This window comes from Ureibacillus endophyticus (assembly GCF_024159215.1).
Taxonomy (GTDB): Bacteria; Bacillota; Bacilli; order Bacillales_A; family Planococcaceae; genus Ureibacillus; species Ureibacillus endophyticus.
Map to the genome: position 1 here is coordinate 484600 of NZ_JAMYWW010000001.1, position 26954 is coordinate 511553.

General features: G+C 36.5%; 20 protein-coding genes. 17 read left to right on the forward strand and 3 right to left on the reverse strand.

The window, feature by feature from the left end:
- The first annotated feature begins 2 nt into the window (after window positions 1-2).
- Both NKR20_RS02495 and NKR20_RS02500 read left to right on the forward strand, forming a co-directional pair.
- Window positions 3-1463, forward strand: a complete 1461-nt coding sequence (locus NKR20_RS02495) for an adenosylcobinamide amidohydrolase (protein ID WP_253423237.1) — start codon at window positions 3-5, stop codon at window positions 1461-1463.
- A gap of 5 nt (window positions 1464-1468) precedes the next feature.
- On the forward strand, window positions 1469-2029 hold the full coding sequence (locus tag NKR20_RS02500; RefSeq protein WP_253423239.1) for a cob(I)yrinic acid a,c-diamide adenosyltransferase: 561 nt from the start codon (window positions 1469-1471) through the stop codon (window positions 2027-2029).
- 364 nt (window positions 2030-2393) lie between these two features.
- Here NKR20_RS02500 and NKR20_RS02505 read toward each other — a convergent pair whose 3' ends face one another.
- Window positions 2394-2900 (reverse strand): HXXEE domain-containing protein, encoded by a 507-nt coding sequence (locus tag NKR20_RS02505; RefSeq protein WP_121214076.1) that lies wholly within the window; start codon window positions 2898-2900, stop codon window positions 2394-2396.
- Between the two features lie 253 nt (window positions 2901-3153).
- Between NKR20_RS02505 and NKR20_RS02510 the strand changes: the two genes are divergently transcribed.
- Window positions 3154-5298 (forward strand): (Fe-S)-binding protein, encoded by a 2145-nt coding sequence (locus tag NKR20_RS02510; RefSeq protein ID WP_253423242.1) that lies wholly within the window; start codon window positions 3154-3156, stop codon window positions 5296-5298.
- A 41-nt stretch (window positions 5299-5339) separates the two neighbouring features.
- Here NKR20_RS02510 and NKR20_RS02515 read toward each other — a convergent pair whose 3' ends face one another.
- Complete coding sequence (locus tag NKR20_RS02515) at window positions 5340-6608, reverse strand: hypothetical protein (RefSeq protein ID WP_253423244.1); 1269 nt, start codon at window positions 6606-6608, stop codon at window positions 5340-5342.
- A gap of 255 nt (window positions 6609-6863) precedes the next feature.
- On the opposite strand from NKR20_RS02515, the gene NKR20_RS02520 reads away from it, so the two are divergent.
- The 8 genes from NKR20_RS02520 to NKR20_RS02555 all read left to right on the forward strand — a co-directional run bounded on the left by NKR20_RS02520 (window position 6864) and on the right by NKR20_RS02555 (window position 18335).
- Window positions 6864-8057, forward strand: a complete 1194-nt coding sequence (locus NKR20_RS02520; protein WP_253423247.1) for an acetyl-CoA C-acetyltransferase — start codon at window positions 6864-6866, stop codon at window positions 8055-8057.
- A gap of 42 nt (window positions 8058-8099) precedes the next feature.
- The gene (locus tag NKR20_RS02525; RefSeq protein ID WP_253423250.1) at window positions 8100-8954 is read left to right on the forward strand and encodes a 3-hydroxybutyryl-CoA dehydrogenase; all 855 of its coding nucleotides are present in this window, start codon (window positions 8100-8102) and stop codon (window positions 8952-8954) included.
- A 12-nt stretch (window positions 8955-8966) separates the two neighbouring features.
- Window positions 8967-10103 carry an acyl-CoA dehydrogenase gene (locus NKR20_RS02530; RefSeq protein WP_253423254.1) on the forward strand — a complete coding sequence of 379 codons (1137 nt, stop codon included), beginning with the start codon at window positions 8967-8969 and terminating at the stop codon, window positions 10101-10103.
- Between the two features lie 38 nt (window positions 10104-10141).
- Window positions 10142-11281: an acyl-CoA dehydrogenase gene (locus NKR20_RS02535; RefSeq protein WP_121214070.1), complete on the forward strand. Its 1140-nt coding sequence runs from the start codon at window positions 10142-10144 to the stop codon at window positions 11279-11281.
- A complete protein-coding gene (locus tag NKR20_RS02540) occupies window positions 11282-11917 on the forward strand; it encodes a TetR/AcrR family transcriptional regulator (protein WP_121214069.1) in 636 nt (211 codons plus the stop codon).
- A gap of 116 nt (window positions 11918-12033) precedes the next feature.
- On the forward strand, window positions 12034-15303 hold the full coding sequence (gene icmF / locus NKR20_RS02545) for a fused isobutyryl-CoA mutase/GTPase IcmF (protein WP_253423257.1): 3270 nt from the start codon (window positions 12034-12036) through the stop codon (window positions 15301-15303).
- 518 nt (window positions 15304-15821) lie between these two features.
- Window positions 15822-16388, forward strand: a complete 567-nt coding sequence (gene rpoE, locus NKR20_RS02550) for a DNA-directed RNA polymerase subunit delta (protein WP_253423260.1) — start codon at window positions 15822-15824, stop codon at window positions 16386-16388.
- Between the two features lie 342 nt (window positions 16389-16730).
- Window positions 16731-18335, forward strand: a complete 1605-nt coding sequence (locus NKR20_RS02555; RefSeq protein ID WP_121214066.1) for a CTP synthase — start codon at window positions 16731-16733, stop codon at window positions 18333-18335.
- Window positions 18336-18412: 77 nt separating this feature from the next.
- Here the strand turns inward: NKR20_RS02555 and NKR20_RS02560 are convergent, their stop codons facing one another.
- Window positions 18413-18946, reverse strand: a complete 534-nt coding sequence (locus NKR20_RS02560; RefSeq protein WP_253423263.1) for a DUF2529 family protein — start codon at window positions 18944-18946, stop codon at window positions 18413-18415.
- 183 nt (window positions 18947-19129) lie between these two features.
- On the opposite strand from NKR20_RS02560, the gene NKR20_RS02565 reads away from it, so the two are divergent.
- The 6 genes from NKR20_RS02565 (at window position 19130) to rho (ending at window position 26906) form a co-directional block, all read left to right on the forward strand.
- Complete coding sequence (locus tag NKR20_RS02565; RefSeq protein ID WP_253423266.1) at window positions 19130-19489, forward strand: response regulator; 360 nt, start codon at window positions 19130-19132, stop codon at window positions 19487-19489.
- A 1690-nt stretch (window positions 19490-21179) separates the two neighbouring features.
- On the forward strand, window positions 21180-22034 hold the full coding sequence (locus tag NKR20_RS02570; protein ID WP_253423269.1) for a class II fructose-bisphosphate aldolase: 855 nt from the start codon (window positions 21180-21182) through the stop codon (window positions 22032-22034).
- A gap of 173 nt (window positions 22035-22207) precedes the next feature.
- A complete protein-coding gene (fsa, locus tag NKR20_RS02575) occupies window positions 22208-22858 on the forward strand; it encodes a fructose-6-phosphate aldolase (RefSeq protein WP_121214062.1) in 651 nt (216 codons plus the stop codon).
- Window positions 22859-23088: 230 nt separating this feature from the next.
- A complete protein-coding gene (locus NKR20_RS02580; protein WP_121214061.1) occupies window positions 23089-24369 on the forward strand; it encodes a UDP-N-acetylglucosamine 1-carboxyvinyltransferase in 1281 nt (426 codons plus the stop codon).
- Window positions 24370-24471: 102 nt separating this feature from the next.
- Complete coding sequence (gene glpX, locus NKR20_RS02585) at window positions 24472-25437, forward strand: class II fructose-bisphosphatase (RefSeq protein ID WP_121214060.1); 966 nt, start codon at window positions 24472-24474, stop codon at window positions 25435-25437.
- Window positions 25438-25625: 188 nt separating this feature from the next.
- On the forward strand, window positions 25626-26906 hold the full coding sequence (gene rho, locus NKR20_RS02590) for a transcription termination factor Rho (protein WP_121214059.1): 1281 nt from the start codon (window positions 25626-25628) through the stop codon (window positions 26904-26906).
- The last annotated feature ends 48 nt before the right edge of the window (window positions 26907-26954 follow it).

Below are 26954 nucleotides of genomic sequence, written 5' to 3' on the forward strand. Positions count from 1 at the left end.
TATTGCTACAAGTCAAGAATATATGTGGAGGGTACGGCACTACCCCAATCCTGAAAGACATTTCTTTTCAAATAGAGCAGGGAACATTTTTAGGCATTCTAGGTCCGAATGGCTGTGGGAAATCTACATTATTAAAAATAATAAGTGGCATTCTAAAACCTTCATCAGGAAAAATATTAATAGATGATAAAGAGATAGAATCCTATTCAAATCGAGAACTAGCTAAAAAAATGACCGTTCTTCCTCAACTGCAGGGAACAATCTTTTCTAATACGGTTCGTGAAACGGTGTCGATTGGACGATATCCTCATCAAAAGGGATTTTTCTCGCAATGGTCAAAGGAAGATGAACAAGCTGTTAATCAGGCAATGTTGCAAACTGGTGTGAAACGGTATGAAAATTCATATTTGGAAAACTTATCTGGTGGAGAACGGCAACGTGTATTTATTGCCCAGGCTTTAGCGCAAAGTTCACAGTTAGTACTTCTAGATGAACCAACAAATCATCTTGATATTGCCCATCAGCAACAAATTCTCGACATGATTAGAAAAGAAGTAACAGAGCATGGCTTAACGGTTGTTTCAGTACTGCATGATATTAATTTAGCAGCATTGTACTGTGATGAATTATTACTGATGGAAAATGGACAAGTACGTGCATTTGGGAAACCACATGAAGTAGTTTTGGAAAAAGAAATTGAAGATGTTTATGATGCGCAAATTTCTTTACAAGCCCATCCAGTACAACCGAAACCGCAAATTACAATTTTGCCTGAAATTCAAGAACAATTGGAGGGCAAAAGAGTTACACGAAATCATTTACAAATCAAAAGTGAGTATGTTGAATTAAGGTCACCATTTCCATTAAGGGTGTTGTCATCTGCTGTTCATAATGCAGGACTTGGGTGGTACGAAAATTTCATCAATCGTACAGTTAAACCGGACTACAACATTGAGCATGTACAAGAAGAATTTATACAATTTTTAAATAAGGAAGGCTTATCGCCAACAAATACTGTTGGTATGATGACGGCTGTAGAATCAAGTAAAGCCATCATTAAACAATATAACGCCTCTTTTGGAGAAGTGATTGTCATTGTTACTGCTGGTATTGGTGGAGCTATTGATGTTTCGAAGACGTATGAACGGGAATTTCCAATAAGAGTTGGTACAATTAATATATGGGTTATTGTCAATGCAAAACTATCTGACGAAGCGTTTGTGCAGGCAATGATGACCGCAACCGAAGCAAAAGTAAAAGCATTACATTCTGAACAAGTAGTGGATGTTCAAACAAAAACAATCGCAACCGGTACACCAACAGATAGCTTGCTCATTGCAGCGACGCAAACCGGAGACTACATGCAATATGGTGGCCCAATTACACCAGTTGGGAAAATAGTTGGTCGCGGTGTATTTGAGGCGACGATTGAGGCAATTCGAAATTATAGAAAAGGGGATTGAGGAAGATGAAGCTATATACGAAAACAGGGGATAAGGGAAAAACAAGTTTAATGGGAGGACGTGTAAGTAAAGACGACTTACGCGTTGAAGCTTATGGGACAATTGATGAATTAAATTCATTCATCGGAAAAGCGGTAACAGAGCTAGATCCGCAGAAGTTTAAAGATATTTTAGCTGATCTAGAGACAATTCAAAACGAATTGTTTGATTGTGGTGGAGATTTAGCCAATGTCATGAAAGAGCGAAAATATAAACTACAAGAAGCATCAATTGAAGTGTTAGAAAAAAGAATTGATGCACTAACAGATGAAGTCCCACCATTAAAACGTTTTATTTTACCAGGAGGAACACCAGCTGCTGCAACGCTACACATTGCACGTACAGTAACACGCCGGGCAGAACGTCAAGTAGTATCTCTAATGAATGCAGAAGAGGATGTACCCGCTATTGTTCAAAAATATCTAAACCGTTTATCGGACTACTTCTTCGCTGTTGCAAGAGCTGTGAATTTTAGACTAGGTGTATCGGATGTTGAGTACATTCGTAGTGGGGATGTATTTAAATAAGAAACCTGTGGAAAAGGCAATCATGATTATTACTTCATGTTGCCTTTTCTTAAAACGTTGTTCTCCGTTTCGGCTGACGCTTTTCGCGGGCACGGCTTCAGCTAATTTTTTTCGCGTGGTCGCGAAAAAAATAGATCTTCCGCTCGTGCTGTTCCCGCAGAAGTCGCAGCCTCCACTATGAACAACTAATTTGGTTCTTAAATTTAGGACTATTAATAAAATTCTACTTTAAGTTGTTTCAAAACATCCCTCAACAACAATGTTTTTTCTCTTCATATAAAATTAAAAGACAAAACAACGGGATAACAGAAGTTTACAATCTCCTTGTTTTGTTTCAACCAAACTACTTCTGTTCCAAGCCCTTTTAAATTACCTTTTTCCCTAACCAATGGGCAAATAACAAAATTGGTGCAATTAAAATCGTAAATGGTAAACAAATAAAAATAGTCTTCCAATTTATAAGCTGGTTAGAAAATAGTTTGCAGTAAAGGATTATGCTATACGGAATGAGTATTACAATTGATGTCACAACTCCTGGTGTAATTGAGCGCAAAATAATCGATTGCCCAATATGCATAAAACTATGTAGAAAAAATACTAATGTCATAATTATAAACATATATAAATTATTAAATTGAACTGCTATAAAAGTAGAGCTTGCAACAAATAAAAACATAATAAGCACGGCTACTGCAAATTGTGCGGTTGTCATTGTAAATTGCTTCATTACTTGGTCTGCTAGTCGTTTCGGAAGTACTTTATAAATTTTTGATGAATTGTTTTTTATCCAACTTTCAACCATTATAATTTCTTCAAAGTCATGGAAAATAAATGCAATCACAAATAACCACATTAATGTCTCTATATCCATCAAATCACTCCAATCCTTATATTTCCATTTTACAATACTTAATGCTGTATAATCTTAAAAACGAACATTTTCCAGCTAAATTCACATTAATTGTAGAAAAATTTAGTGTCATAAATATACGAACGTTGACTGAATGTTCATTCATATTTTAAAATTGTTGTACAACTGAGAAATAATAACAGTTTGATACAAGTATCATATTTTTGAGTTCGTCAATTTTTTAAAGTGGTAACTTTCAAAGGGGGAGAGGGTTATGAATCCATTATTAATTGCAAACTGGGTATTCTTTATAGCTGTGATATTGTATGCTGTTGGATTATTTGTTTATTTATTAAAAACACGAGCAGCCTATGTAAAGCTAGGAAAGAAAGAACAATTTAATGATAGTGTGAAAGAGCGCCTAGAAAAAATTTGGGTTAATGTGTTTGGACAATCAAAACTCTTAAAAGACAAAAAAAGCGGAATTATCCACGTTTTATTTTTCTACGGATTTATCCTCGTTCAACTTGGCGCGATTGATTTCATTTGGAAAGGGTTAGCACCTGGATCTCATTTACCTTTTGGACCGCTTTATGTGGTATTTACTTTATTTGAAGAGATAGTTGCTGTTGTTATTTTAATTGCTGTATTTGCTGCCTTTTACCGACGCTATATTGAAAAACTTGTTCGTCTTAAACGAGGTTGGAAAAATGGGCTAGTTTTATTATTCATCGGTGGATTAATGGTAACAACATTAATTGGAAATGGTATGGGGATTTTATGGCATGAGCACGGCTTTACAGGAAGTGAACCAATTGCATCAAGTATTGCTACGATTTTTGGCTTCCTATCACCTAATGCAGCAACGGGAGTATTTTATGTAATGTGGTGGGCACACTTACTTATTTTACTAACATTCCTAGTTTATGTACCACAGTCAAAGCACTTCCACTTAATCACAGGGCCAGTAAACGTATATTTCCATCGGTTAGATCGTGCTGGTACGCTTAGACCGATTAATTTCGAGGCACTTGAAGAAATGGATGAAGAAGAGCCATCGTTTGGTGTGGGTAAAATTACAGATTTTACTCAAAAGCAACTTCTTGATTTATATGCCTGTGTTGAATGTGGTCGTTGTACAAATATGTGTCCCGCAACGGGTACAGGAAAAATGCTCTCACCAATGGATTTGATTGTGAAACTTCGTGATCATCTAACAAATACAGGTGCTGTAGTTACGAAGCAAAAGCCTTGGGTACCTGCATTTGCGTTCAGCAAGACTAAGGGCAATCAATTAGCAATGGCTGCAGGTGCAGAAGGAGCTGTAATAGAAGATATTTATAGCCCATCATTAATTGGTGAGGTAATAACAGAAGAAGAGATTTGGGCATGTACGACTTGTCGTAACTGTGAAGATCAATGTCCTGTAATGAATGAACATGTAGATAAAATTATTGACCTTCGTCGCTATTTAACGATGACAGAGGGAAAGGTAAATAGTGATGCACAACGCGCGATGAACAATATCGAACGTCAAGGTAATCCGTGGGGGCTAAACCGTAAAGAGAAAGAAAATTGGCGCGAACTTGACCCGAGTGTAAATATTCCAACTGTAAAAGAAGCCAAAAAGTCAGGTGAAGGATTTGAATATTTATTCTGGGTTGGTTCGATGGGTTCCTTTGATAGTCGTTCACAAAAAATTGCTTTATCCTTTGCAAGGTTAATGAATAAGGCAGGAGTTAAATTTGCAATTCTTGGGAATAAAGAGAAAAACTCTGGTGATACACCACGTCGCTTAGGAAATGAATTTTTATTCCAAGAACTAGCTACTGCGAATATTGATGAGTTTGAAAAAAATGAAGTAAAGAAAATCGTTACAATCGACCCGCACGCATATAACATTTTCAAAAATGAGTATAAAGATTTTGGGTGGGAAGGCGAAGTTTATCATCATACAGAATTACTGTATGAATTAATTAACGAAGGTCGCTTAACGTTGGATCACCGAGTAGAAGAAACAATTGTATTCCACGATTCTTGTTATTTAGGACGTTATAATGATGTCTACGATGCACCACGAGAAATTTTAAAAGCAATCCCAGGTGTAAACCTCGTTGAAATGGAAAGGAACCGTGAAACAGCAATGTGTTGTGGAGCAGGTGGTGGTTTAATGTGGATGGAAGAACATATCGGAAACCGTATTAACGTAGCTCGCACAGAACAAGCATTAGCAACAAGTGCATCTGTAATATCTTCAGGATGTCCATATTGCTTAACAATGTTATCTGATGGTACGAAAGCAAAAGAAGTGGACGATCAAGTAGGTACATTCGATATCGCAGAATTGTTAGAGCGTTCCGTTTTTGGAGAAGAGACAGTGGAAGAATCTCCTTCAAATGAAAATTCTATTTCTGAGTAAGGAAAAGACTAAGTCGCAATCGGCTTAGTCTTTTTACATGATTATTTAACTGAACTTAAATTAATTAACTTTGCAATCTTCTTACCAGATTTCGTTTCAATAACTAATGCATTGTCACCAATGGATACAGGAGTTTCAGTAGAAGTTACAACTGCTTTACCTGTTTTTAAATTCATGATCGTATTCGTTAAACTTAAACCATATCGTTCTTTTGTATCAAAAACATAATATGGGAAAATATCAGAAGTATATTGTAATTTATTTTTTGCATTATAAAAATGGATTTTACCATTTAAATACAGGCTGTATAGGTTGTTAGTTAACTTCCATACAAGTGGTGTATCATTCGTCACGATTGTTTCTTCTGTAAAGTTATCTAAATTAATAAAATGATAACTTCCATGCTCCTCAGATGCAGAATGGAAAATTAATTGATTGCCTATAAATATAGGTTCATTAAGAATTTCGTTTGAGATTGCTTCAGGTAGCTCCATGTAGTCTACTACTTTTCCTTTTGAATTGATCTTAACTAAACGTTGATTCCCTTCGCCTCTATTATTTTTTCGTAATAACGTATAAAAATGATTGTTATATTTCGTAATTACTAGGCTTGAAAAACTATAGCGAAAACCATTCTGTACATCTGGTATTGTATTTAGATCTACCTTTATTCGATACTTTGGTTGTTCTTGATACGTTAAATTTTCCATCGTAATAGTAGGTGATTCAGGATAATAAAGACTATATTTTTCTCCAGGAACTTTACTTTCTGGAATTTCAGTTAATCGTCCTTTACTATCTGCTGTCATATATACAAAATAGGCGTCTCTTTTGTTTGTACCCAATTCTTGAGTACTGCCACCAAATGCAAATATCTTTTGGTCAACTTTAGATTTGTTAATTTCGAAAGTAATAAATTTTAAATTTGAAGGTCTAGGTTTTGAATAAACTTCTTTAAAATTCTCATCATAAATCGTTGCTAATTTCATATGATGGTGAAGGATATATGCTTTACCATTTACATCAAAAAGAAAAAGCTTCCCACCAGACAATTTAGAAACCTGTTTAACTTTCTTCGTTTTATTATTAACTTTAAAAATTTCATATTGGTTTACATTATTTTTTCTTGTATATGTAGCTAGTAATGTTTCATTTTTTGATGTTGTTGCACCTTGTAATAGCATGGATTTGTTTCCTAGATTCTGTTGCCAAATGACTTCAGGAGAATTTGCTGAAGAATGGGGTAATGGAATAGTAAATATTAAGGCGATTGAGGTTAAAATTAATAGTATAAATTTCTTAATTTTCATCGTGATTTCACTCCTTTTATACTAATATAATAAATCTGCTTCCTATATTTTTCAATACAGTCTGAATCTTACTAATAATCTAGAAGTCAGAAAAATAGGAATTGAATAAAAAAGGAAGTTTCTGTACAATGGATATAAGCAGAAATTGGGAGTTAAAATGACTCCCATTTTTACTGAAGTGGGATTGAGCGAGCGTTCGGTCAATTAAAATAACAGAATAATAGATACTTAATATCACATAAAGGGGATGGGGATTTGAGTAAAACAGTTATTTTAGATGGAGCAAGAACACCATTTGGTAAATTTGGTGGTACGTTATCAAGTTTAACAGCAAGTGATCTTGGTGGAAAAGCGATTGCGGCAGCTTTAGAAAGAGCGCAAATTAAGCCAGAAGAAGTGAATGAAGTCATTATGGGAACTGTCCTACAAGCAGGGCAAGGCCAAATTCCTTCACGACAAGCTGCAACAAAAGCAGGGATTCCGTATTCAGTAAAAACAGAAACGATTAATAAAGTTTGTGCTTCGGGCATGAGAAGTGTCACTTTAGCCGACCAATTGATTCGCCTTGGGGAAGAAGAAGTGATTGTGGCTGGTGGAATGGAGTCCATGTCAAATGCTCCGTACTATTTACCAAAAGGACGTTGGGGTTTACGTATGGGGGATGCACAACTTGTTGATGGAATGATTTATGATGGCCTTTCATGTGCGTTCCATCCAGATCAAGTTCACATGGGGACATACGGTAACTCAACAGCAAGTGAATTTAACTTAACTCGCCAAGCGCAAGATGAATGGGCTGTTCGTAGTCACCAACTTGCTTTTAAAGCAATCGAAGAAGGTAAACTTGCAGAAGAAGTTGTTTCAGTGGAGATCAAAGGACGTAAAGGGGAAGTTTCACTTGTCGTTGAAGACGAAGCGCCTCGAAAAGATACAACTTTGGAAGCGTTGTCAAAGCTTCGTCCAGCATTTGATCGAGATGGGACAATAACTGCAGGAAATGCCCCAGGTGTAAATGATGGTGCATGTGCCCTTGTATTAATGAGTGAAGACAAGGCACAAAAAGAAGGTCGCACGCCTTTAGCAACAATTTTAGGTCATGCAGAAGTTGGCGTTGAACCAAAAGATTTCCCTCAAACACCAGGGATCGTTATTAATGAATTATTAAAGAAAACAGGTAAATCAGTTGAAGATATAGACTTATTTGAAATTAACGAAGCTTTTGCAGCAGTTGCTCTAGTAAGTAACCAAATTGCAGGAATAGATTCAGAGAAAGTAAACGTAAACGGTGGAGCAGTTGCACTAGGACATCCGATTGGTGCATCTGGCGCAAGAATTATTTTAACCCTTGCTTATGAGTTACGCCGTCGTGGTGGTGGTATTGGAATTGCTGCAATTTGTTCAGGTGGTGGCCAAGGGGATGCCATCATGATTGAAGTACCGAAAAATTAGTATATGAAATGTCACAGTTCAAACAAAATGGGGGATTTATATATGACAATTCAAAAAGTGATGGTCGTTGGAGCAGGGCAAATGGGATCAGGTATTGCCCAAGTTTGTGCACAAGCTGGCTTTGACGTAACACTAAATGATATAAAAGAAGAGTTTGTACAAAGAGGATTGGGTGTAATTACAAAAAATCTTTCTCGGGATGTGGAAAAGGGGCGTAAAACTGAGGAAGAAAAGCAAACGATTTTAAACCGAATCAGTTCTTCGGTAGATTTAAAAGATGCTCATGATGCGGACATTATTATTGAAGCAGCCACTGAAAATATGGATATCAAGCAATCTATTTTTAGAGAGTTAGATGCAATCGCTCCTAAACATGCAATTCTAGCTTCTAATACTTCATCTTTACCAATTACAGAGATTGCAGCAGTAACTGAGCGACCTGAACAAGTGATTGGAATGCACTTTATGAATCCAGTACCGGTAATGAAACTAGTGGAAATTATTCGTGGTCTTGCAACAGCGGATGAAGTGTATAAATCCGTTGAAGATATGACGGTGAAGTTAAGTAAAACGCCGGTTGAAGTGAATGACTTCCCAGGCTTTATTTCGAATCGTATTCTGCTTCCGATGATTAATGAAGCAATTTACGCGTTATATGAAGGGGTAGCAACAATAGAAGCAATTGATGATGTTATGAAGCTTGGGATGAATCATCCAATGGGTCCATTAACATTAGCAGACTTTATCGGATTAGATACATGTTTATATATTATGGAAATCTTGCATGAAGGTTTAGGAGATAGCAAATATCGTCCATGTCCACTGCTTCGTAAATATGTAGCGGCAGGATGGTTAGGCAAAAAGACAGGCAGAGGATTTTACATCTACGAAGACTAAGGAGCGATTTGCATGAATCTCAACTTTTCCGAAGAACAAGTAATGGTCCAAGATATGGTTCGTCAGTTTGCTGAAACGGAGATTGCACCATTTGTTGAAAAAATGGAAGAAGGCGAGTTTCCACGAGAGATTTTAAAAAAAATGGGCGAACTTGGTTTAATGGGGATGACTACTCCCGAAAGCTTAGGTGGCGCAGGGATGGACTTTACTTCTTACATCATAGCAATTAATGAGATTTCTAAAATTAGTGCAACAGTCGGTGTTATTTTATCTGTTCATACATCAGTGGGAACGAATCCAATTTTGTATTTTGGAACAGAAGAACAAAAGCAAAAGTATGTTCCGAAACTTGCAAGTGGTGAGTACTTGGGAGCGTTTTGTTTAACAGAGCCTGAAGCAGGGTCCGATGCAGGGGCGTTGAAAACAAGAGCCGTCAAAAAAGATGATCATTATGTTTTAAACGGATCAAAAGTGTTTATTACAAATGGCGGGGAAGCAGATGTGTATATTGTTTTTGCTTCCACATCTCCTGAGAAAGGGTCAAAAGGAATTTCCGCATTTATTGTGGAGAAAAACACTCCAGGACTAGTGATTGGTAAAAACGAACATAAAATGGGGCTTCATGGGTCGAAAACAGTACAACTTACTTTTGAAAATATGAAAGTGCCTGTTGAGAATTTACTAGGTACGGAGGATGCAGGATTTAAAATCGCACTTGCAAACCTGAATGCAGGGCGTATTGGTATTGCAGCTCAAGCACTTGGTATTGCCGAAGCAGCTTTAAATGCAGCGACAAAATATGCTAAAGAGCGAGTTCAATTTGGTAAACCAATTGTGGCAAATCAAGGGGTTGGATTTAAGTTAGCAGATATGGCGACAAGTGTTGAAGCAGCAAGATTACTCGTGTATCGAGCTGCCGATATGCAATCCCGTGGAATACCAATTACAAAAGAAGCATCTATGGCAAAACTCTTTGCCTCTCGCACAGCTGTAGAAGTATCAACAGAAGCTGTTCAAATTTTTGGTGGCTATGGCTATACAAAGGATTATCCTGTAGAACGTTACTTCCGAGATGCAAAAGTAACCGAAATATATGAAGGTACAAGTGAAATTCAAAAAATCGTAATAAGTAAAGCGTATCTGGTTTAAACGTGTGTACCAGGTACATCACAATAGGGGGATGTAAAATGAATTTTCAATTATCAGAAGAGCATGAGCAATTAAGAGAAATGATTCGTGATTTTGCCGTTAATGAAGTGGCACCATCAGCAGCAGAACGTGATGAAAATGAAACATTTGATATGGAAATTTGGCACAAGATGGCTGAACTAGGTCTTACGGGTATTCCTTGGCCAGAAGAATATGGTGGAGCAGGGTTTGATTATTTAGCTTATTGTATCGCAGTAGAAGAGCTTTCCCGTGTCTGTGCGTCAACAGGGGTAACGCTTTCTGCCCATACATCACTAGCTGGTTGGCCAGTTTATAAATTTGGTACAGAAGAACAAAAGCAAAAATATTTACGCCCAATGGCAGAAGGTAAGAAAATCGGGGCGTACTGTTTAACAGAACCTGGTTCAGGTAGTGATGCAGGAGGAATGAGAACGACTGCAAAACTAGAAGGTGATGAATACGTTTTAAATGGTTCTAAAATCTTCATTACAAATGGAGGAATTGCGGACACTTATATCGTATTTGCCGTAACTGATCCAGAATCAAAACATAAAGGAACAAGTGCGTTTATTGTTGAATCTAGTTTCCCAGGCTTTGGTGTAGGGAAAAAAGAGAAAAAGATGGGGATCCGATCATCTCCTACAGCTGAAATTATTTTCGATAATTGCCGAGTTCCAAAAGAAAACCTTCTTGGAAGCGAGGGAGAAGGTTTCAAAATCGCGATGCAAACATTGGATGGCGGACGTAACGGAATTGCAGCTCAAGCAGTAGGTATTGCCCAAGGAGCTTTAGATGCAGCAATTGACTATTCAAAACAACGCGTTCAATTCGGTAAACCAATCGTAGCGAACCAAGGAGTATCATTCAAATTAGCGGATATGGCGACAGCTGTTGAAGCTTCAAGACTATTAACTTACCAAGCAGCTTGGTTAGAGTCTAATAACTTACCATACGGAAAAGCATCTGCAATGGCGAAATTAATGGCGGGCGATACAGCGATGTCTGTTACAACGGAAGCTGTACAAATTTTCGGTGGCTATGGCTATACAAAAGAATACCCAGTGGAACGTTATATGCGTGATGCAAAAATCACACAAATTTACGAGGGTACGCAAGAGATTCAGCGCCTAGTTATCTCGCGTATGTTAACGAAATAGATGTTAGAAAACGAAGAAAAAATTTTAGTTCAAACTAACGTGAAAGATGAAAACCTGATTGAAATAAGGCGCAAACAAATCGTGAGCGGAGCAGTGAAATTATTTAGAGAAAAAGGTTTTCATCGGGCAACAACGCGGGAAATTGCAAAAGCGGCTGGATTTAGCATTGGAACATTATATGAATATATTCGTACGAAAGAAGATGTTCTCTACTTAGTGTGCGATAACATTTATGATCAAGTGATTCAGCGTCTTTCTACAATTTCAACAAGTAAAGGGACGTTAGAGGAATTAAAATTAGCAATCAAGCAATACTTTTCGTTGATTGATAGCATGGTAGATGAATTTACAATCATGTATCAAGAAACAAAATCACTTCCAAAAGATAAGCAACAATATATATTGCAAAAAGAATTGGAAATGGTATCACTATTTGAAAAAATTATCAAAAACTGTGTTCAATCTGGGGAACTGACTATCTCCAATCAAGAAATTTATTTGGCAGCAAATTTACTAGTCGTCCAAGGTCAGGCATGGGCGTTCCGTAAATGGGCACTCCAAAAGCATTTTACGATTGAAGAATATACAGAAGCACAAATAACAATGTGCTTATCAGGACTATTGCATTATGAGTGAAGGGGGAACATCGCTAAAGAGCATACGTAAATTTGCGTTGCATTTTGGCGGTGTTTTTCATTTCTAAAAGGCTAGATGGGAAAATAACATTTGTTCATTGAAAAGGGGTATATCAAATGGTGAAAGTAGATGAAAAGAAACAACAATCTCATATTTACAGACCACAACATCACGTTCGTTTTGTAACAGCTTCAAGTTTATTTGATGGACACGATGTTTCAATAAATATAATGCGCCGTATTTTACAAGCAAGTGGTGCAGAAGTCATTCATTTAGGTCATAATCGCTCTGTTGAAGAAGTGGTCAATGCAGCGATTCAAGAAGATGCTCAAGGTATTGCTATTTCCTCCTATCAAGGCGGGCATATGGAATACTTTAAATATATGTATGATTTATTGTTAGAAAAAGGGGCACCACATATTAAAATTTACGGTGGTGGTGGTGGAGTTATCCTTCCACGTGAGATTGAAGAATTGCATGATTACGGTATTGCGGGCATTTTCTCGCCAGAAGATGGTATGAAACTAGGGTTACAAGGGATGATTAATAAGCAATTAGAAGGAGCAGATTTTTCAACCCTAAAAGGAAACTACTTAGAAAAATTAGAACGACTATCCACTGAAACACCTGAAATTTTAGCAAACTTAATTACTGCTGCTGAAATTGGTGGAGATGGTGAAGTGACGTATTTACTTGAAGAAGCGCGCAAAAAATCAAAAAACACTCCTGTATTAGGTATTACGGGTACTGGTGGAGCAGGTAAATCTTCGTTAACAGATGAATTAATCCATCGTTTCTTGCGTGAATTCCCTGACAAAAAAGTAGCCATCATTTCAGTAGACCCTACTAAACAAAAAACGGGTGGCGCACTGCTTGGCGACCGTATCCGTATGAATGCAATTTTCAATAATCGTGTTTATATGAGAAGTTTAGCGACGAGAGGATCGAGAACGGAACTATCTTCGGCGACTGGGGATGTCCTTGATATTGTAAAAGCAGCTGGCTACGACCTTATCATTGTAGAAACAAGCGGTATTGGTCAAGGCGATGCGGAAATCACAAAATATACAGATCTTTCGATGTATGTAATGACAAGTGAGTTTGGTGCACCAACGCAACTTGAAAAAATCGACATGATTGACTATGCAGACTTAATTGCCATCAATAAATTTGAAAGAAAAGGTTCCGAGGATGCCCTTCGCCAAGTTCAAAAGCAATACCAACGCTCTCATGAATTGTGGAATGAACCTTTAGATAAAATGCCTGTTTATGGTACGATTGCTAGTCAATTTAATGACAAAGGGACAAATTCATTATTTGCTGCACTTGTTGCAAAAATCAACGAGAAGTTTGGATTTAATTGGAAAACTTCCTATGAGCAGTTTGTTCAAACTCAAAAGCAGGATGTCATCATTCCAAATGATCGCCGCTATTACCTGCGTGAAATTGTTGATACAGTAAGAAATTATCACAAACATGCGGCACATCAAGTAGAGCTAGCAAGAAAACTATATCAACTAGAAGGTACGATTTCGCAAGTTCAGCAAAACTCACCAGAGGATGCTTTATTACAATCTTTACAATCTCTTGCCGATAGTGTGAAAAACGAATTATCAGCAGAATCTAAACGTATTTTAAATAACTGGGAGAAATTAAAAGAAGCGTATTCTGGGGATGAATTCGTTACAAAAGTTCGAGATAAAGAGATTCGTACAATTTTAAAAACAACATCTTTATCAGGGACAAAAATTCCAAAAGTGGTCCTTCCAAAATATAAAGATTACGGGGAAATCTTAAGATGGGTTTATGCTGAAAATGTACCAGGTGAATTTCCGTATACTGCTGGCGTATTTCCATTTAAACGCCAAGGTGAAGATCCGAAACGTCAATTCGCTGGGGAAGGTACACCTGAACGAACAAATAAACGATTCCATTACTTATCAAAGGATGATGATGCAAAACGATTATCAACAGCCTTTGATTCTGTAACATTATATGGAGAAGACCCTGATTACCGTCCAGATATTTATGGGAAAGTCGGGGAGTCTGGGGTTAGTGTTTGTACCCTTGATGATATGAAGAAACTATATTCCGGATTTGATTTATGTGCACCATCTACGTCTGTTTCTATGACTATCAATGGACCTGCACCAATTATTTTAGCGATGTTTTTAAATACAGCGATTGATCAACAAGTGAAAAAGCGTGAACAAGAACTAGGTCGTACGCTTACAGTCGAGGAATTTACTCAAGTACGTGAGCAAACATTGCAAGTTGTGCGCGGAACTGTTCAGGCAGACATTTTAAAAGAAGACCAAGGTCAAAATACGTGCATATTCTCTACTGAATTTGCTCTTCGTATGATGGGGGATATTCAAGCATACTTTATCGACCATAAAGTACGAAATTATTATTCTGTTTCTATTTCTGGTTATCATATTGCAGAAGCTGGGGCGAATCCAATTTCGCAACTAGCGTTCACATTAGCGAATGGATTTACTTACGTAGAGTATTATTTAAGTCGAGGTATGAAGATTGATGATTTTGCACCAAATCTTTCGTTCTTCTTCTCGAATGGTTTAGACCCAGAATATACAGTAATCGGTCGTGTTGCTCGTCGTATTTGGGCAATCGTTATGCGCGATAAGTATGGTGCAAATGAGCGTTCTCAAAAATTGAAATATCATATTCAAACATCTGGTCGTTCATTACATGCACAAGAAATTGATTTTAATGATATTCGTACAACGCTTCAAGCATTAATGGCGCTACAAGATAATTGTAATTCACTTCATACAAATGCATATGATGAAGCAATTACAACACCTACAGAAGAATCCGTTCGCCGCGCAATGGCGATTCAAATGATTATTACAAAGGAACATGGATTATCGAAGAATGAAAATCCATTACAAGGTTCCTTCATTGTTGAAGAATTAACAGATTTAGTGGAGCAAGCGGTTTTAGAGGAGTTTGAACGACTTAATGATCGTGGTGGCGTGCTAGGTGCAATGGAGACTCAATATCAGCGTGGAAAAATTCAGGAAGAGTCCATGTATTATGAGCATCTAAAGCATACTGGTGAATTGCCAATCATTGGTGTAAACACTTATTTGAACCCTAATCCACCTTCAGCTGATGAAATCAATAACATGGAAATCGCCCGAGCAACAAAAGAAGAGAAGGAATTGCAAATTAAAAATTTACAGGAATTCCAAAAACGCAATGAGGCAAACTGTTCTACTGCATTAGAAAAATTAAAACAAACAGCTCTTTCTGGAGGGAATATTTTTGCAGAATTAATGGAAACAGTGAAAGTTGCGAGTCTTGGGCAAATAACGCGAGCGTTATATGAAGTTGGTGGGCAATATAGAAGAAATATGTAAATATGATTAATTATAAAGCGCTTGCAAATGAGTATAGTTCAATTGTGCAAGCGCTCCTTTTTGTTAAAAAAGTTTTTTCTCACAATACTGAAATTTCCTTTTTTAAGCAAATTTCTACTCACTTAATAAATATTTTACTGAAATTATAATTTTAAGGAGAATGTGGCATGCTGTTTAGTAGCAATTTTTAGTTTTTTTGTCTAAATTTTAGCTATAATATATTGTACAGAAAGGAAGTTTTGCACTTTGATTAAACAATATTATCATTACATTTTTATACTTTCTTGTTTACTGGCAACTTTCTTTTTGTATAATAAACAGTTAGGTTCTATACCATTACTGATATTATCAGGTTTTTTATTTTACTTAGGGTTTAAAGAAGTTTATAAAATAAAAAACAGTAAATGAAACTAGCATAGTGTATAGTACTTTGTATATAATGGATATTATGCTTAAGATATGTAGAATCGCAAAACAAGAATATGCGAAATTGTATTGATAGAAAGGACGTGCACGAGTTGAATATTCGTGAATTGACAAAAGAACAATTAGCAGAAGAATCGTTAATTGACTTAGCCTACGCAGTATTAGAAGAGAGAAAATCACCGATTGCATTCCATGACTTACTTAAAGTAATCCAATCTTTAAACGGTCTTTCAGATGAAGAAATCCAAGCACGCCTTGTACAGTTTTATACTGATATGAATATTGATGGACGTTTCCTTCTAAACCATGAAAACGGCTGGGGCCTACGTGAGTGGTATAAAGTTGAAACAATTGAAGAAGAAACAGCTCCAACAGTAAAAGCTCGTAAACGTAAATCTAAAGCAGTTGATGAAGAAGAAGAAGAATTAATTGTTGATGAAGACGATTTAGTATTCGAGGAAGACTTCGAAGAGTTTGTTGACGAAGAAGAAATCGATGAATTAGATGATGAAGAAGATTTAGAATTTGTTGAAGAAGAAATTGATGATCTTGACGATGTCGATGCAGACATTGACGATGAAATCATTGAGGACGATGAGGAATTCATTATTGAAGATGATGAAGAAACAGAAGAACTTGAGGAAGAGGAAGAAGAATAATATAAAAGTGTTAGATTTTGCCGCTAGATAAGCAGAAACATCATTTTATTTTTCAATACTCATTTTAAAAGGGCTTGACTTCTCCTATTTTTCAATATACTCTTTTACTTGGGCTCCTTAAAAAAGGAGATTGACCGTGATAAATTCACGCTCCCTCTGCTATTTGCAGAAGGAGCGTTTTTTATTTTGAATAAGAAAAACAGAATAGACCATTAAAAACGTATAGGTTTAAATATCCGGTGGAATGTTTTTATAGAGATATAAAAATTTTGATTAGAAACCACGGTAATGTTCTGTCTTTCAAAAAATGTGTAATAGTAGTATTGAGGAGGAAAATTTGCAATGACAAAGTATATTTTTGTAACAGGTGGAGTAGTTTCTTCACTTGGAAAAGGGATCGTCGCTTCATCTTTAGGACGATTACTAAAAAATCGTGGATTAGAAGTAACAATTCAAAAATTTGACCCTTATTTAAATATAGATCCAGGTACAATGAGTCCATACCAACATGGTGAAGTATTCGTAACAGATGATGGCGCAGAAGCTGACTTAGACTTAGGACACTATGAACGCTTTATTGATATCAATTTAGGTAAACATTCTACTGTAACTTCAGGACGTGTATATAAATCTGTTTTAGCAAAAGAACGCCGTGGTGATTATAACGGTAAAACGGTGCAAGTTATTCCTCATGTTACAAATGAAATTAAAGACCGTATTCAACGTGCAGGACGTGAAACAAACGCTGATATCGTAATTACAGAAGTAGGCGGAACAGTTGGGGATATCGAATCTCTACCATTCCTTGAAGCAATTCGCCAAATGAAATCAGATCTTGGTCACAATAATGTTATGTATGTTCACTGTACATTAATTCCTTACATTGCTGCTGCTGGTGAATTAAAAACTAAACCAACGCAACACTCTGTAAAAGAATTACGTTCATTAGGAATTCAACCTAATATTATTGTTGTACGTACTGAGCAACCAGTATCTCAAGAAATGCGCGAAAAATTAGCTTTATTCTGTGACGTAACGGCACGTGATATCATTGAATCTCGTGATGCAGAGCATTTATATGAAATTCCGTTAAACTTACATGCTCAAGATTTTGACGATATCGTTTTAGAACATTTCCGTATTGAAGCACCAGAAGCAGACATGTCTGACTGGAAAGAACTTGTTCATAAAGTAAAAAATCTTCGAAATAAAACTCGTATTGCTCTAGTAGGGAAATATGTAGAGCTTCAAGATGCTTATATTTCAGTTGTAGAAGCTTTAAAACATGCAGGATATGTATATGATTCTGATATCGAAGTAGATTGGATTAACGCAGAACATGTGACTACTGAAAATGTTGGAGAGTTATTAAAAGATGCAGCTGGTATTTTAGTTCCTGGTGGTTTTGGTGATCGTGGAATTGAAGGGAAAATCGCAGCTATCCAATATGCTCGTGAAAACGATGTACCATTCTTAGGAATTTGTTTAGGTATGCAGTTAGCAACAATCGAATTTGCTCGTAATGTTTTAGGACTTGAAGGAGCACATTCTACTGAATTAAACAAAGAAACACCTTACCCAATTATCGACTTCTTACCAGATCAAAGTGATGATATCGATTTAGGTGGTACATTACGTTTAGGATTATATCCATGTAAATTAAAAGAAGGTTCACGTGCAATGGCGGCATATGATGATGAATTAATTTACGAACGTCATCGTCACCGTTACGAATTTAACAACGAATACCGTGAAGCAATGGAAGCTGAAGGGTTAGTATTCTCTGGTACAAGCCCTGATAATCGTTTAGTGGAAATTATTGAATTACCGGAGAAAAAATTCTTCGTGGCATGTCAATTCCACCCAGAATTCATCTCACGTCCACAACGACCACAACCATTATTCCGTGAGTTCGTAGGAGCAGCATTTAATAACAATAACTGTTAATAAACAAAAAGGACTGTCATTTGGAGACAGTCCTTTTTTAAATATTACTAAATTTAATTCTTTAATATAAAATAGAATTAATCCAAGTCATCATCTGATAGCATTTCATCATAGTTTAATTTGATTGCTTCATAGACAAATAAACCGGCCATTAAATATGGAATAACAACACGTTCTCCTAAATTTGTTGGATGAGGTAATATTCCACCACGAATTTTCATAGAAACATAAGTATAGGCTAAATCACTTAATAGATTCTTTTCGCTCGGCGGTTCACTTGAGACAACGGAAAAAGGAATAAATTTATCATATAGCATATTGGCAAGTTCTATAGCTTTAGAATTTTCAACACTTGGAGTGAAAATACAAACGCGATCTACATCAGTGATTACAGTATCTTCTGACCATTTTTCAAGATTCGCGAATTTTTCTATTCCGTCTAGAGCATTCGTTTGAATAGCTTCTAACCCATCAAAACAAGCAAAGTATACTTTACCTTGTCCAACACTTGCTTGTGCTAGTAGACGAGCAGTTTCTTCGATAGCATCTTCTTCACTTTGAATGATTCTTTGGAATAACCCACTCATTTGAGTAGAAAGTATTTTTGACATAGTTCCACCTCTTCTTTTGGTATTATAAAATTTCGAAGGGTAAAAATCAAAATTTGAAATTATTGTGAATGATTAGAAACTGGGAAATAAAAATAGCAGGACATACATGTTTATATATGGAAATATAGGGAAATGTAAAAGTGATAATACATAAATCTAAATTTTTTTAAGGGGAAAAGAACTGTGAGAAATATATTAATTGTAGATGATCAAAGAGGCATTCGACTTTTGTTGGAAGAGGTATTTTCAAGAGAGGGTTATAATGTTTTTCAGGCAGTGAATGGTTTAGAAGCACTAACCATTATCGAAAATAACATAATTGACTGTGTCTTATTGGATATGAAAATTCCGGGTATGAATGGTTTTGAAATTTTAAAACATATTCGAGAGCGTGATTTTATGATGCCAATTTTTATGATGACAGCTTTCGGCGATCAAGAGATGATGGAGGAAGCCAAAACTCTTGGTGTAGTCAGATATTTTACGAAGCCATTTAATATATTCGAGGTAACGAAAGAAGTAAATGATTTGTTAACAGCTTGATAAATTTTTTTATAGTGATTTCTCCTTAAACCACTATTTTAGTTTATATAAAAATTGATTTTAAAATTCCTGTCTCTTTTTTGAGTGATGGGAATTTTATTTGTTAATAGGCTATAAATGTGATTTATATCTGAATTGTCGATAAAGCTTTAGGTTCATTACGTTTATGTACTAAAAAATATATAAAGAAAGGATCTGACGTTATTTTACATGTCGGTGTGCTTTCTATTAAGAAAACAAGTTATTTTGACAAAAAGTAATTTTTCCAAAAGATTGAATAAGTGTTAGCTTTCTCGAAAAAAAGTTGATTGGAATGGAGTGTGGCTGAGTGTAGCTGACGGCATTCGCCTTTCGCTACAGAGCAAAGCTTCCTGCGGGAATAGCAAATTTATTTGCGACGAAAGCGGAGCGACAGTAGCACTGAGCCGAAAATCCATTTTTGCCGGCGTTAGCCGGAAAAAATTAGTTGAGGCCATGCCCGCGGAAAGCGTCCACACGGAATGGAAATCAACTTTTACTTAATAAAGACCATTTGCAAATAGATGTTAGGATCCTGAAATGTATAAACTAAACTTTTTTAATTAAAAACTAATAAGAGTTTTTGAGCTTGATGCTTGCTTTCACCGCAGAAAAGCAAGTCGTCTCGCACTTGAGAGACGAGAATAAGGAAATACATTAAAAATAATAAATTACTTATTGAGAAGTTTTTGCGCCTTTCGCTACGCTGTCGGCGCAGAAAACGATGTAGTCTCACTTGAGAGACTAATAAGTGAAAGCCTTAGAATTATTTGAATACTTATTAAGAATTTTTGCGCCTTTCGCTACGCTATCGGCGCAGAAAAGCATGTCGTCTCGTACTTGAGAGAGTAGATTAAATAACAATTCCGGTAAAGTAATATTTACTTTATAAAAGTTTTTGTGCCTTTCGCTTCGCTGTCGGCGCAGAAAACGATGTAGTCTCACTTGAGAGACTAATAAGTGAAAGCCTTAGAATTATTTGAATACTTATTAAGAATTTTTGCGCCTTTCGCTACGCTATCGGCGCAGAAAAGCATGTCGTCTCGTACTTGAGAGACGAGAATAAGAAAATACATTAAAAATAATAAATTACTTATTGAGAAGTTTTTGCGCCTTTCGCTACGCTATCGGCGCAGAAAAGCATGTCGTCTCGTACTTGAGAGACGAGAATAAGAAAATACATTAAAAATAATAAATTACTTATTGAGAAGTTTTTGCGCCTTTCGCTACGCTGTCGGCGCAGAAAACAATCCCGTCTCTAACTTGAGAGACTCAATAAGTAACAATTTCGGTAAAGTAAAATATAACTTATAAAAGATTTTGTGCCTGACGCTCCGCTTTCGGCGCAGAAAACACAGTAGTCTCACTTGAGAGACTAACAAGTAAAGCCTCTGAATTAGTGTAATGCTCATAAAGAGTTTTTGCGGCTGACGCTTCGCTTTCGCCGCAGAAAACGATGTAGTCTCACTTGAGAGACTAACAAGTAAATACTTTAAATTGCAATGAATTACTAATTAGAAGTTTTTGCGCCTTTCGCTACGCTGTCGGCGCAGAAAACAATCCCGTCTCTAACTTGAGAGACGGGATTGTTTTTGTTATAGTTAATCTGGAATATTTAATGGAATGTTTTAGCATAATAATAAAAAATTTTGGTCTGGGAGTGTATTTAACGATGCCATTAGTTTCTATGAAAGAAATGTTAATTAAAGCGAAAAAAGAAGGTTATGCTGTAGGGCAATTTAATATAAATAACCTAGAATTTACTCAAGCGATTTTACAAGCAGCTGAAGAAGAAAAATCACCAGTTATCCTTGGTGTTTCTGAAGGTGCAGGGAAATATATGGGTGGATTTATTGCAGTTGTCCACATGGTAAAAGGGTTAATGGAAAGCTACAAAATTACAGTTCCAGTGGCAATTCATTTAGACCACGGTTCTAGCTTTGAAAAATGTAAAGAAGCGGTTGATGCAGGATTTACTTCTGTTATGATTGATGCTTCTCATCACCCATTTGATGAAAACGTAAAAATTACTTCTGAAGTAGTGGATTATGCACATTCAAAAGGCGTTTCTGTTGAGGCAGAGTTAGGTACTGTTGGTGGAGAAGAAGATGGCGTTATTGGCGGTATCATTTATGCAAATCCACAAGAGTGTAAAGCGTTAGTAGAACAAACAGCAATCGATTGTCTAGCTCCTGCATTAGGATCTGTTCATGGACCATATAAAGGTGAGCCAAACTTAGGATTTGCAGAAATGGAAGAAATCTCAAATTTAACAGACCTTCCACTAGTACTTCACGGTGGTACTGGTATTCCAACTAAAGATATTCAACGTGCAATTTCTTTAGGTACAGCTAAAATTAACGTAAATACAGAAAACCAAATTGCAGCAACAAAAGTTGTTCGTGAAATTTTAGAAAAAGACCAAAAAGTTTATGACCCACGTAAATACTTAGCACCAGCACGTGAAGCAATTAAAACAACTGTTATTAGTAAAATGCGCGAATTTGGTAGCTCACAAAAAGCTTAATTTAAAGGTTGCAGAAATAGTTTATAATGATTAGTAAAATGTTTACTAAGTGAAATATTTAAATGAAACTCTGCTTTTCTTGATTGAATATTAACTTACAGGAGAAGAGTCGTTTGTGTTAAACCGACCTTCTCCTCATTTTTGATAGATGACTATTTGAGGAGGATTACACAATGAAATTTTTTATCGATACAGCAAATTTTGAAGAAATTAAAGAAGCACACTCATGGGGTATTTTATCTGGGGTTACAACTAATCCATCCTTAGTTGCAAAAGAAGAGAACGTTTCATTCCACGATCGTCTACGTGAAATTGCAGAGCTTGTTGATGGTTCTGTTAGTGGTGAAGTAATTTCACTTGATGCAGAAGGAATGATTAAAGAAGGTCTAGAATTAGCGGCAATCGCTCCTAATATTACGGTTAAATTACCAATGACTCCAGAAGGATTAAAAGCATGTAAATTCTTCTCAGAAAAAGGCATTAAAACAAATGTGACATTAATCTTTAGTGCTAATCAAGCATTAATGGCTGCACGTGCCGGCGCAACATACGTATCTCCATTCGTTGGACGTCTTGATGATATCGGTCAAACAGGATCTGAATTAATTAGCACAATTGCTGATATTTTTGCAATTCATGATATCCCAACTCAAATCATTGCAGCGTCTATCCGTCATCCTCAACATATTACAGAAGTCGCTTTAGCTGGAGCAGATATCGCTACAACTCCATTCAAAGTATTAAAACAGTTATTCCATCATCCGTTAACTGATAAAGGAATTGAAGGATTCCTAGCTGATTGGGAAAAACGTAAAAGTAAATAACCAGTTGTCCCGATTGTCAACATAAATGATATTTACAATACAATAGAGTAAATTGAAAAAAACTTAGATTCTTTATGGAAATTAGTCTTTAAATTGGGAAATTGGTAAATAATAAGAAGTAATTAAAAAATTATTATTTGGTCACCTTTGTTTTAGAAAGTGAGCGGATCTAACTGATGCGTAAAGGACAATAATAAGTGAAACTTTCCAATCAAAAGGGAGAACGTGTAATGGATGTTTATAAAATCATCGGCGGGAATCGTCTAAAAGGAACAGTGAAAGTTAGTGGAGCAAAAAATAGTGCAGTTGCTTTAATTCCAGCTTCGATCCTTGCAAATTCAACTGTTACAATTGATGGAATACCTGAAATTTCTGATGCTTGGACGTTAAAAGCATTATTAGAGGAAATTGGTGGGGAAGTCCTTTTCAAAGACGGTCAAATGGAAATTGACCCGACCCAAATGCAAGCAATTCCTTTACCAAATGGAAATGTCAAAAAACTTCGCGCTTCTTATTATTTAATGGGGGCGATGCTTGGTCGTTTCAAAAAAGCTGTAATTGGGTTACCGGGGGGATGTTTTCTAGGCCCTCGCCCAATTGATCAGCATATTAAAGGTTTTGAGGCACTTGGGGCGAAAGTAACAAACGAACACGGAGCAATTTATTTACGTGCTGATGAATTAATTGGTGCAAAAATTTATTTAGACGTTGCAAGTGTTGGAGCCACTATTAATATTATGTTAGCAGCAGTCCGTGCTAAAGGGCGTACTGTTATTGAAAATGCCGCAAAAGAACCGGAAATTATCGATGTTGCGACTCTTTTAACAAATATGGGTGCAAACATTAAAGGTGCTGGTACAAGTGTAATTCGTATCGATGGTGTCGATGAATTACATGGTACAAAACATACGATTATTCCAGATCGAATTGAAGCAGCTACTTTTATGATAATGGCAGCTGCAATTGGTGATGGTGTAACGGTTGATAATATTATTCCTCTACATTTAGAAGCTATAACTGCAAAATTACGTGAAATGGGTGTTAAAGTTGTTGAGGGCGAAGAAAGTATTTTCATCCCTAGAACTGATGCACTTCAAGCAGTGGATGTAAAAACACTGGTTTACCCAGGTTTCCCGACAGACGTGCAACAGCCACTCTCGGTATTAATGACACAGGCAGTGGGTGCTTCTAAAGTAACTGATACGATTTATTCTGCGCGCTTTAAACATATCGATGAACTGCGACGTATGAATGCAAACGCAAGAGTAGAAGGGAATACGGCCATTATTCAGGGCCCAACTCGACTACACGGATCGAAAGTTACAGCTACCGATCTTCGTGCTGGAGCGGCATTAGTATTAGCAGGTTTACTTGCAGATGGCGAAACAGAAATACAGGAAATTTATCATATCGAAAGAGGATATAGTTCTTTAATTGAAAAGTTGTGTTTATTGGGTGCAAATATTCGTCGTGAAACCATTAGTGTAAGTACAACCAACCGTGTTGATTAACGACTTAGTTAAATGAAAACCTAAAATGCAAAAATCACAAAGTATGTTACAATAAAGACGTGATAAGTTTCGGCATTTCCGAAAACAGGAGGCAAATATAGAATGGAACGTAGTTTAACGATGGAAGTAGTACGCGTTACCGAAGCAGCAGCAATCGCTTCTGCGAAATGGATGGGACGTGGCTTAAAAGAGGAAGCTGATGACGCAGCTACAACAGCAATGCGTGCGTTATTTGATACAATTCCAATGCATGGTACCGTGGTAATTGGTGAAGGAGAAATGGATGAAGCACCAATGCTTTATATTGGTGAAGAACTTGGCCAACGTAACGGCGGTCCGCATGTGGACATTGCAGTGGATCCTCTAGAAGGAACAAACATCGTTGCAAAAGGAACAAACGGTGCAATTACTGTATTAGCAATAGCTGACCGTGGAAATCTATTAAATGCACCAGATATGTATATGGAAAAATTAGCTGTTGGTCCAGAAAGTAAAGGGAAAGTAGACATCAATGCATCTGTTACTGAAAACTTAATGGCAGTAGCAAAAGCAAAAAATAAAGAAATTTCAGATGTAGTTGCCATTTTACTAGATCGACCTCGCCATCAACATATTGTAGATGAAATTCGCGCTGCAGGTGCACGTATTAAATTTATCCAAGACGGGGATGTAAATGCTGCGATAAGTACAGCATTTGATGAAACTGGTATCGATATCATGTTCGGAACTGGTGGTGCTCCAGAGGGTGTAATTTCTGCTGTAGCATTAAAATGTTTAGGTGGAGATTTCCAAGGTAAGCTAATTCCAGAAGACGAAGAGCAGGCTTTACGTTGCAAAAATATGGGGATCGATCTTGAAAAAGTGTTATACTTAGATGATCTTGTAAAAGGTGATGACGCAATCTTTGCTGCAACGGCTGTAACAGATAGTGAATTACTACGTGGTGTGCAATATAAAGGTGATTATTGCTTAACTCATTCCGTTGTTATGCGTGCAAAGACAGGAACAGTACGCTTCATCGAAGGTCGTCACAGTATTGAGAAAAAACCAAGATACGTAAAAGAATAACTTCAAAATAAATGCCTGATTAAAAAATAGTGAAAAAGGAAATTCTTTTTCTAAGAAAAAGTTCCTCAATATTTCTACATAATTTTAATCAGGCTTTTTTTCCTTCAAAACTTTCAAATAACCCTACAGTAAGTAAATTCCAACAAATTTTAAAGTTATATAAAAATATAAAAGACTGGAGAAATGCTATGTCAGCTCTTACGATAGCACAATTAGAAAATATGACGTTGAAAGAGTTATATGCTCTTGCACGTGATTACAAGATTTCATATTATAGTAAATTAACAAAAAAAGAATTAATCTTTGCAATATTAAAATCTCGTTCCGAACAAGAAGGTTTCTTCTTCATGGAAGGAGTTTTAGAGATAGTAAATCAGGAAGGCTTTGGATTCCTTCGACCAATCAACTATTCTCCTTCAAAAGAAGATATTTATATTTCTGCTTCCCAAATACGTCGTTTCGATCTTCGTAATGGGGACAAGGTATCTGGTAAAGTAAGACCGCCAAAAGAAAATGAGCGATATTTCGGATTACTTCAAGTAGATGCAGTAAATGGCGAAAATCCAGAAATCGCAAAAGAACGAGTTCACTTCCCAGCATTAACACCACTTTATCCAGACCGCCAAATTAAATTAGAAACAGAATCCCATAAACTATCAACTCGCATAATGGATTTAGTTGCTCCTGTTGGATTTGGCCAACGTGGGTTAATTGTGGCACCACCAAAAGCAGGGAAAACATCGCTTTTAAAGGAAATTGCTAATGCTATTACAACAAACTATCCAGAAGCAGAGTTAATTGTTTTATTAATAGACGAACGACCTGAAGAAGTTACAGATATTGAGCGTTCTGTAAAAGCAGATGTAGTAAGTTCTACTTTTGATGAAGTTCCTGAAAACCATGTAAAAGTAGCAGAACTTGTATTAGAACGCGCCCGTCGTTTAGTTGAACATAAACGAGATGTTATTATTTTAATGGATTCTATTACGCGTCTTGCCCGCGCATATAACCTAGTAATTCCACCAAGTGGACGTACATTATCAGGTGGTATTGATCCAGCAGCATTCCACCGCCCGAAACGTTTCTTTGGATCTGCTCGTAATATTGAAGATGGTGGTAGTTTAACAATTCTAGCAACAGCTTTAGTAGATACAGGTTCACGTATGGATGAGGTAATCTATGAAGAGTTTAAGGGTACTGGTAACTTAGAACTTCACTTAGACCGTCAACTTGCTGAACGTCGTATTTTCCCAGCTCTTGATATTCGTCGTTCTGGTACGCGTAAAGAAGAATTGCTAATTCCTTCAGAGCAGCTAGAGAAACTATGGGCAATTCGTAAAACATTCTCAGATGCACCTGACTTTGCAGAACGTTTCTTGAAAAAACTTCGTAGTACAAAATCAAACGAAGAATTTTTCGAGAAACTTGATAGTGATATGAAAAAGGCAAAAGGTAAAGGTTTGCTATAATCGAGTGAGTGGGATATTTGCGCGAATATACAATTCACATACTATATG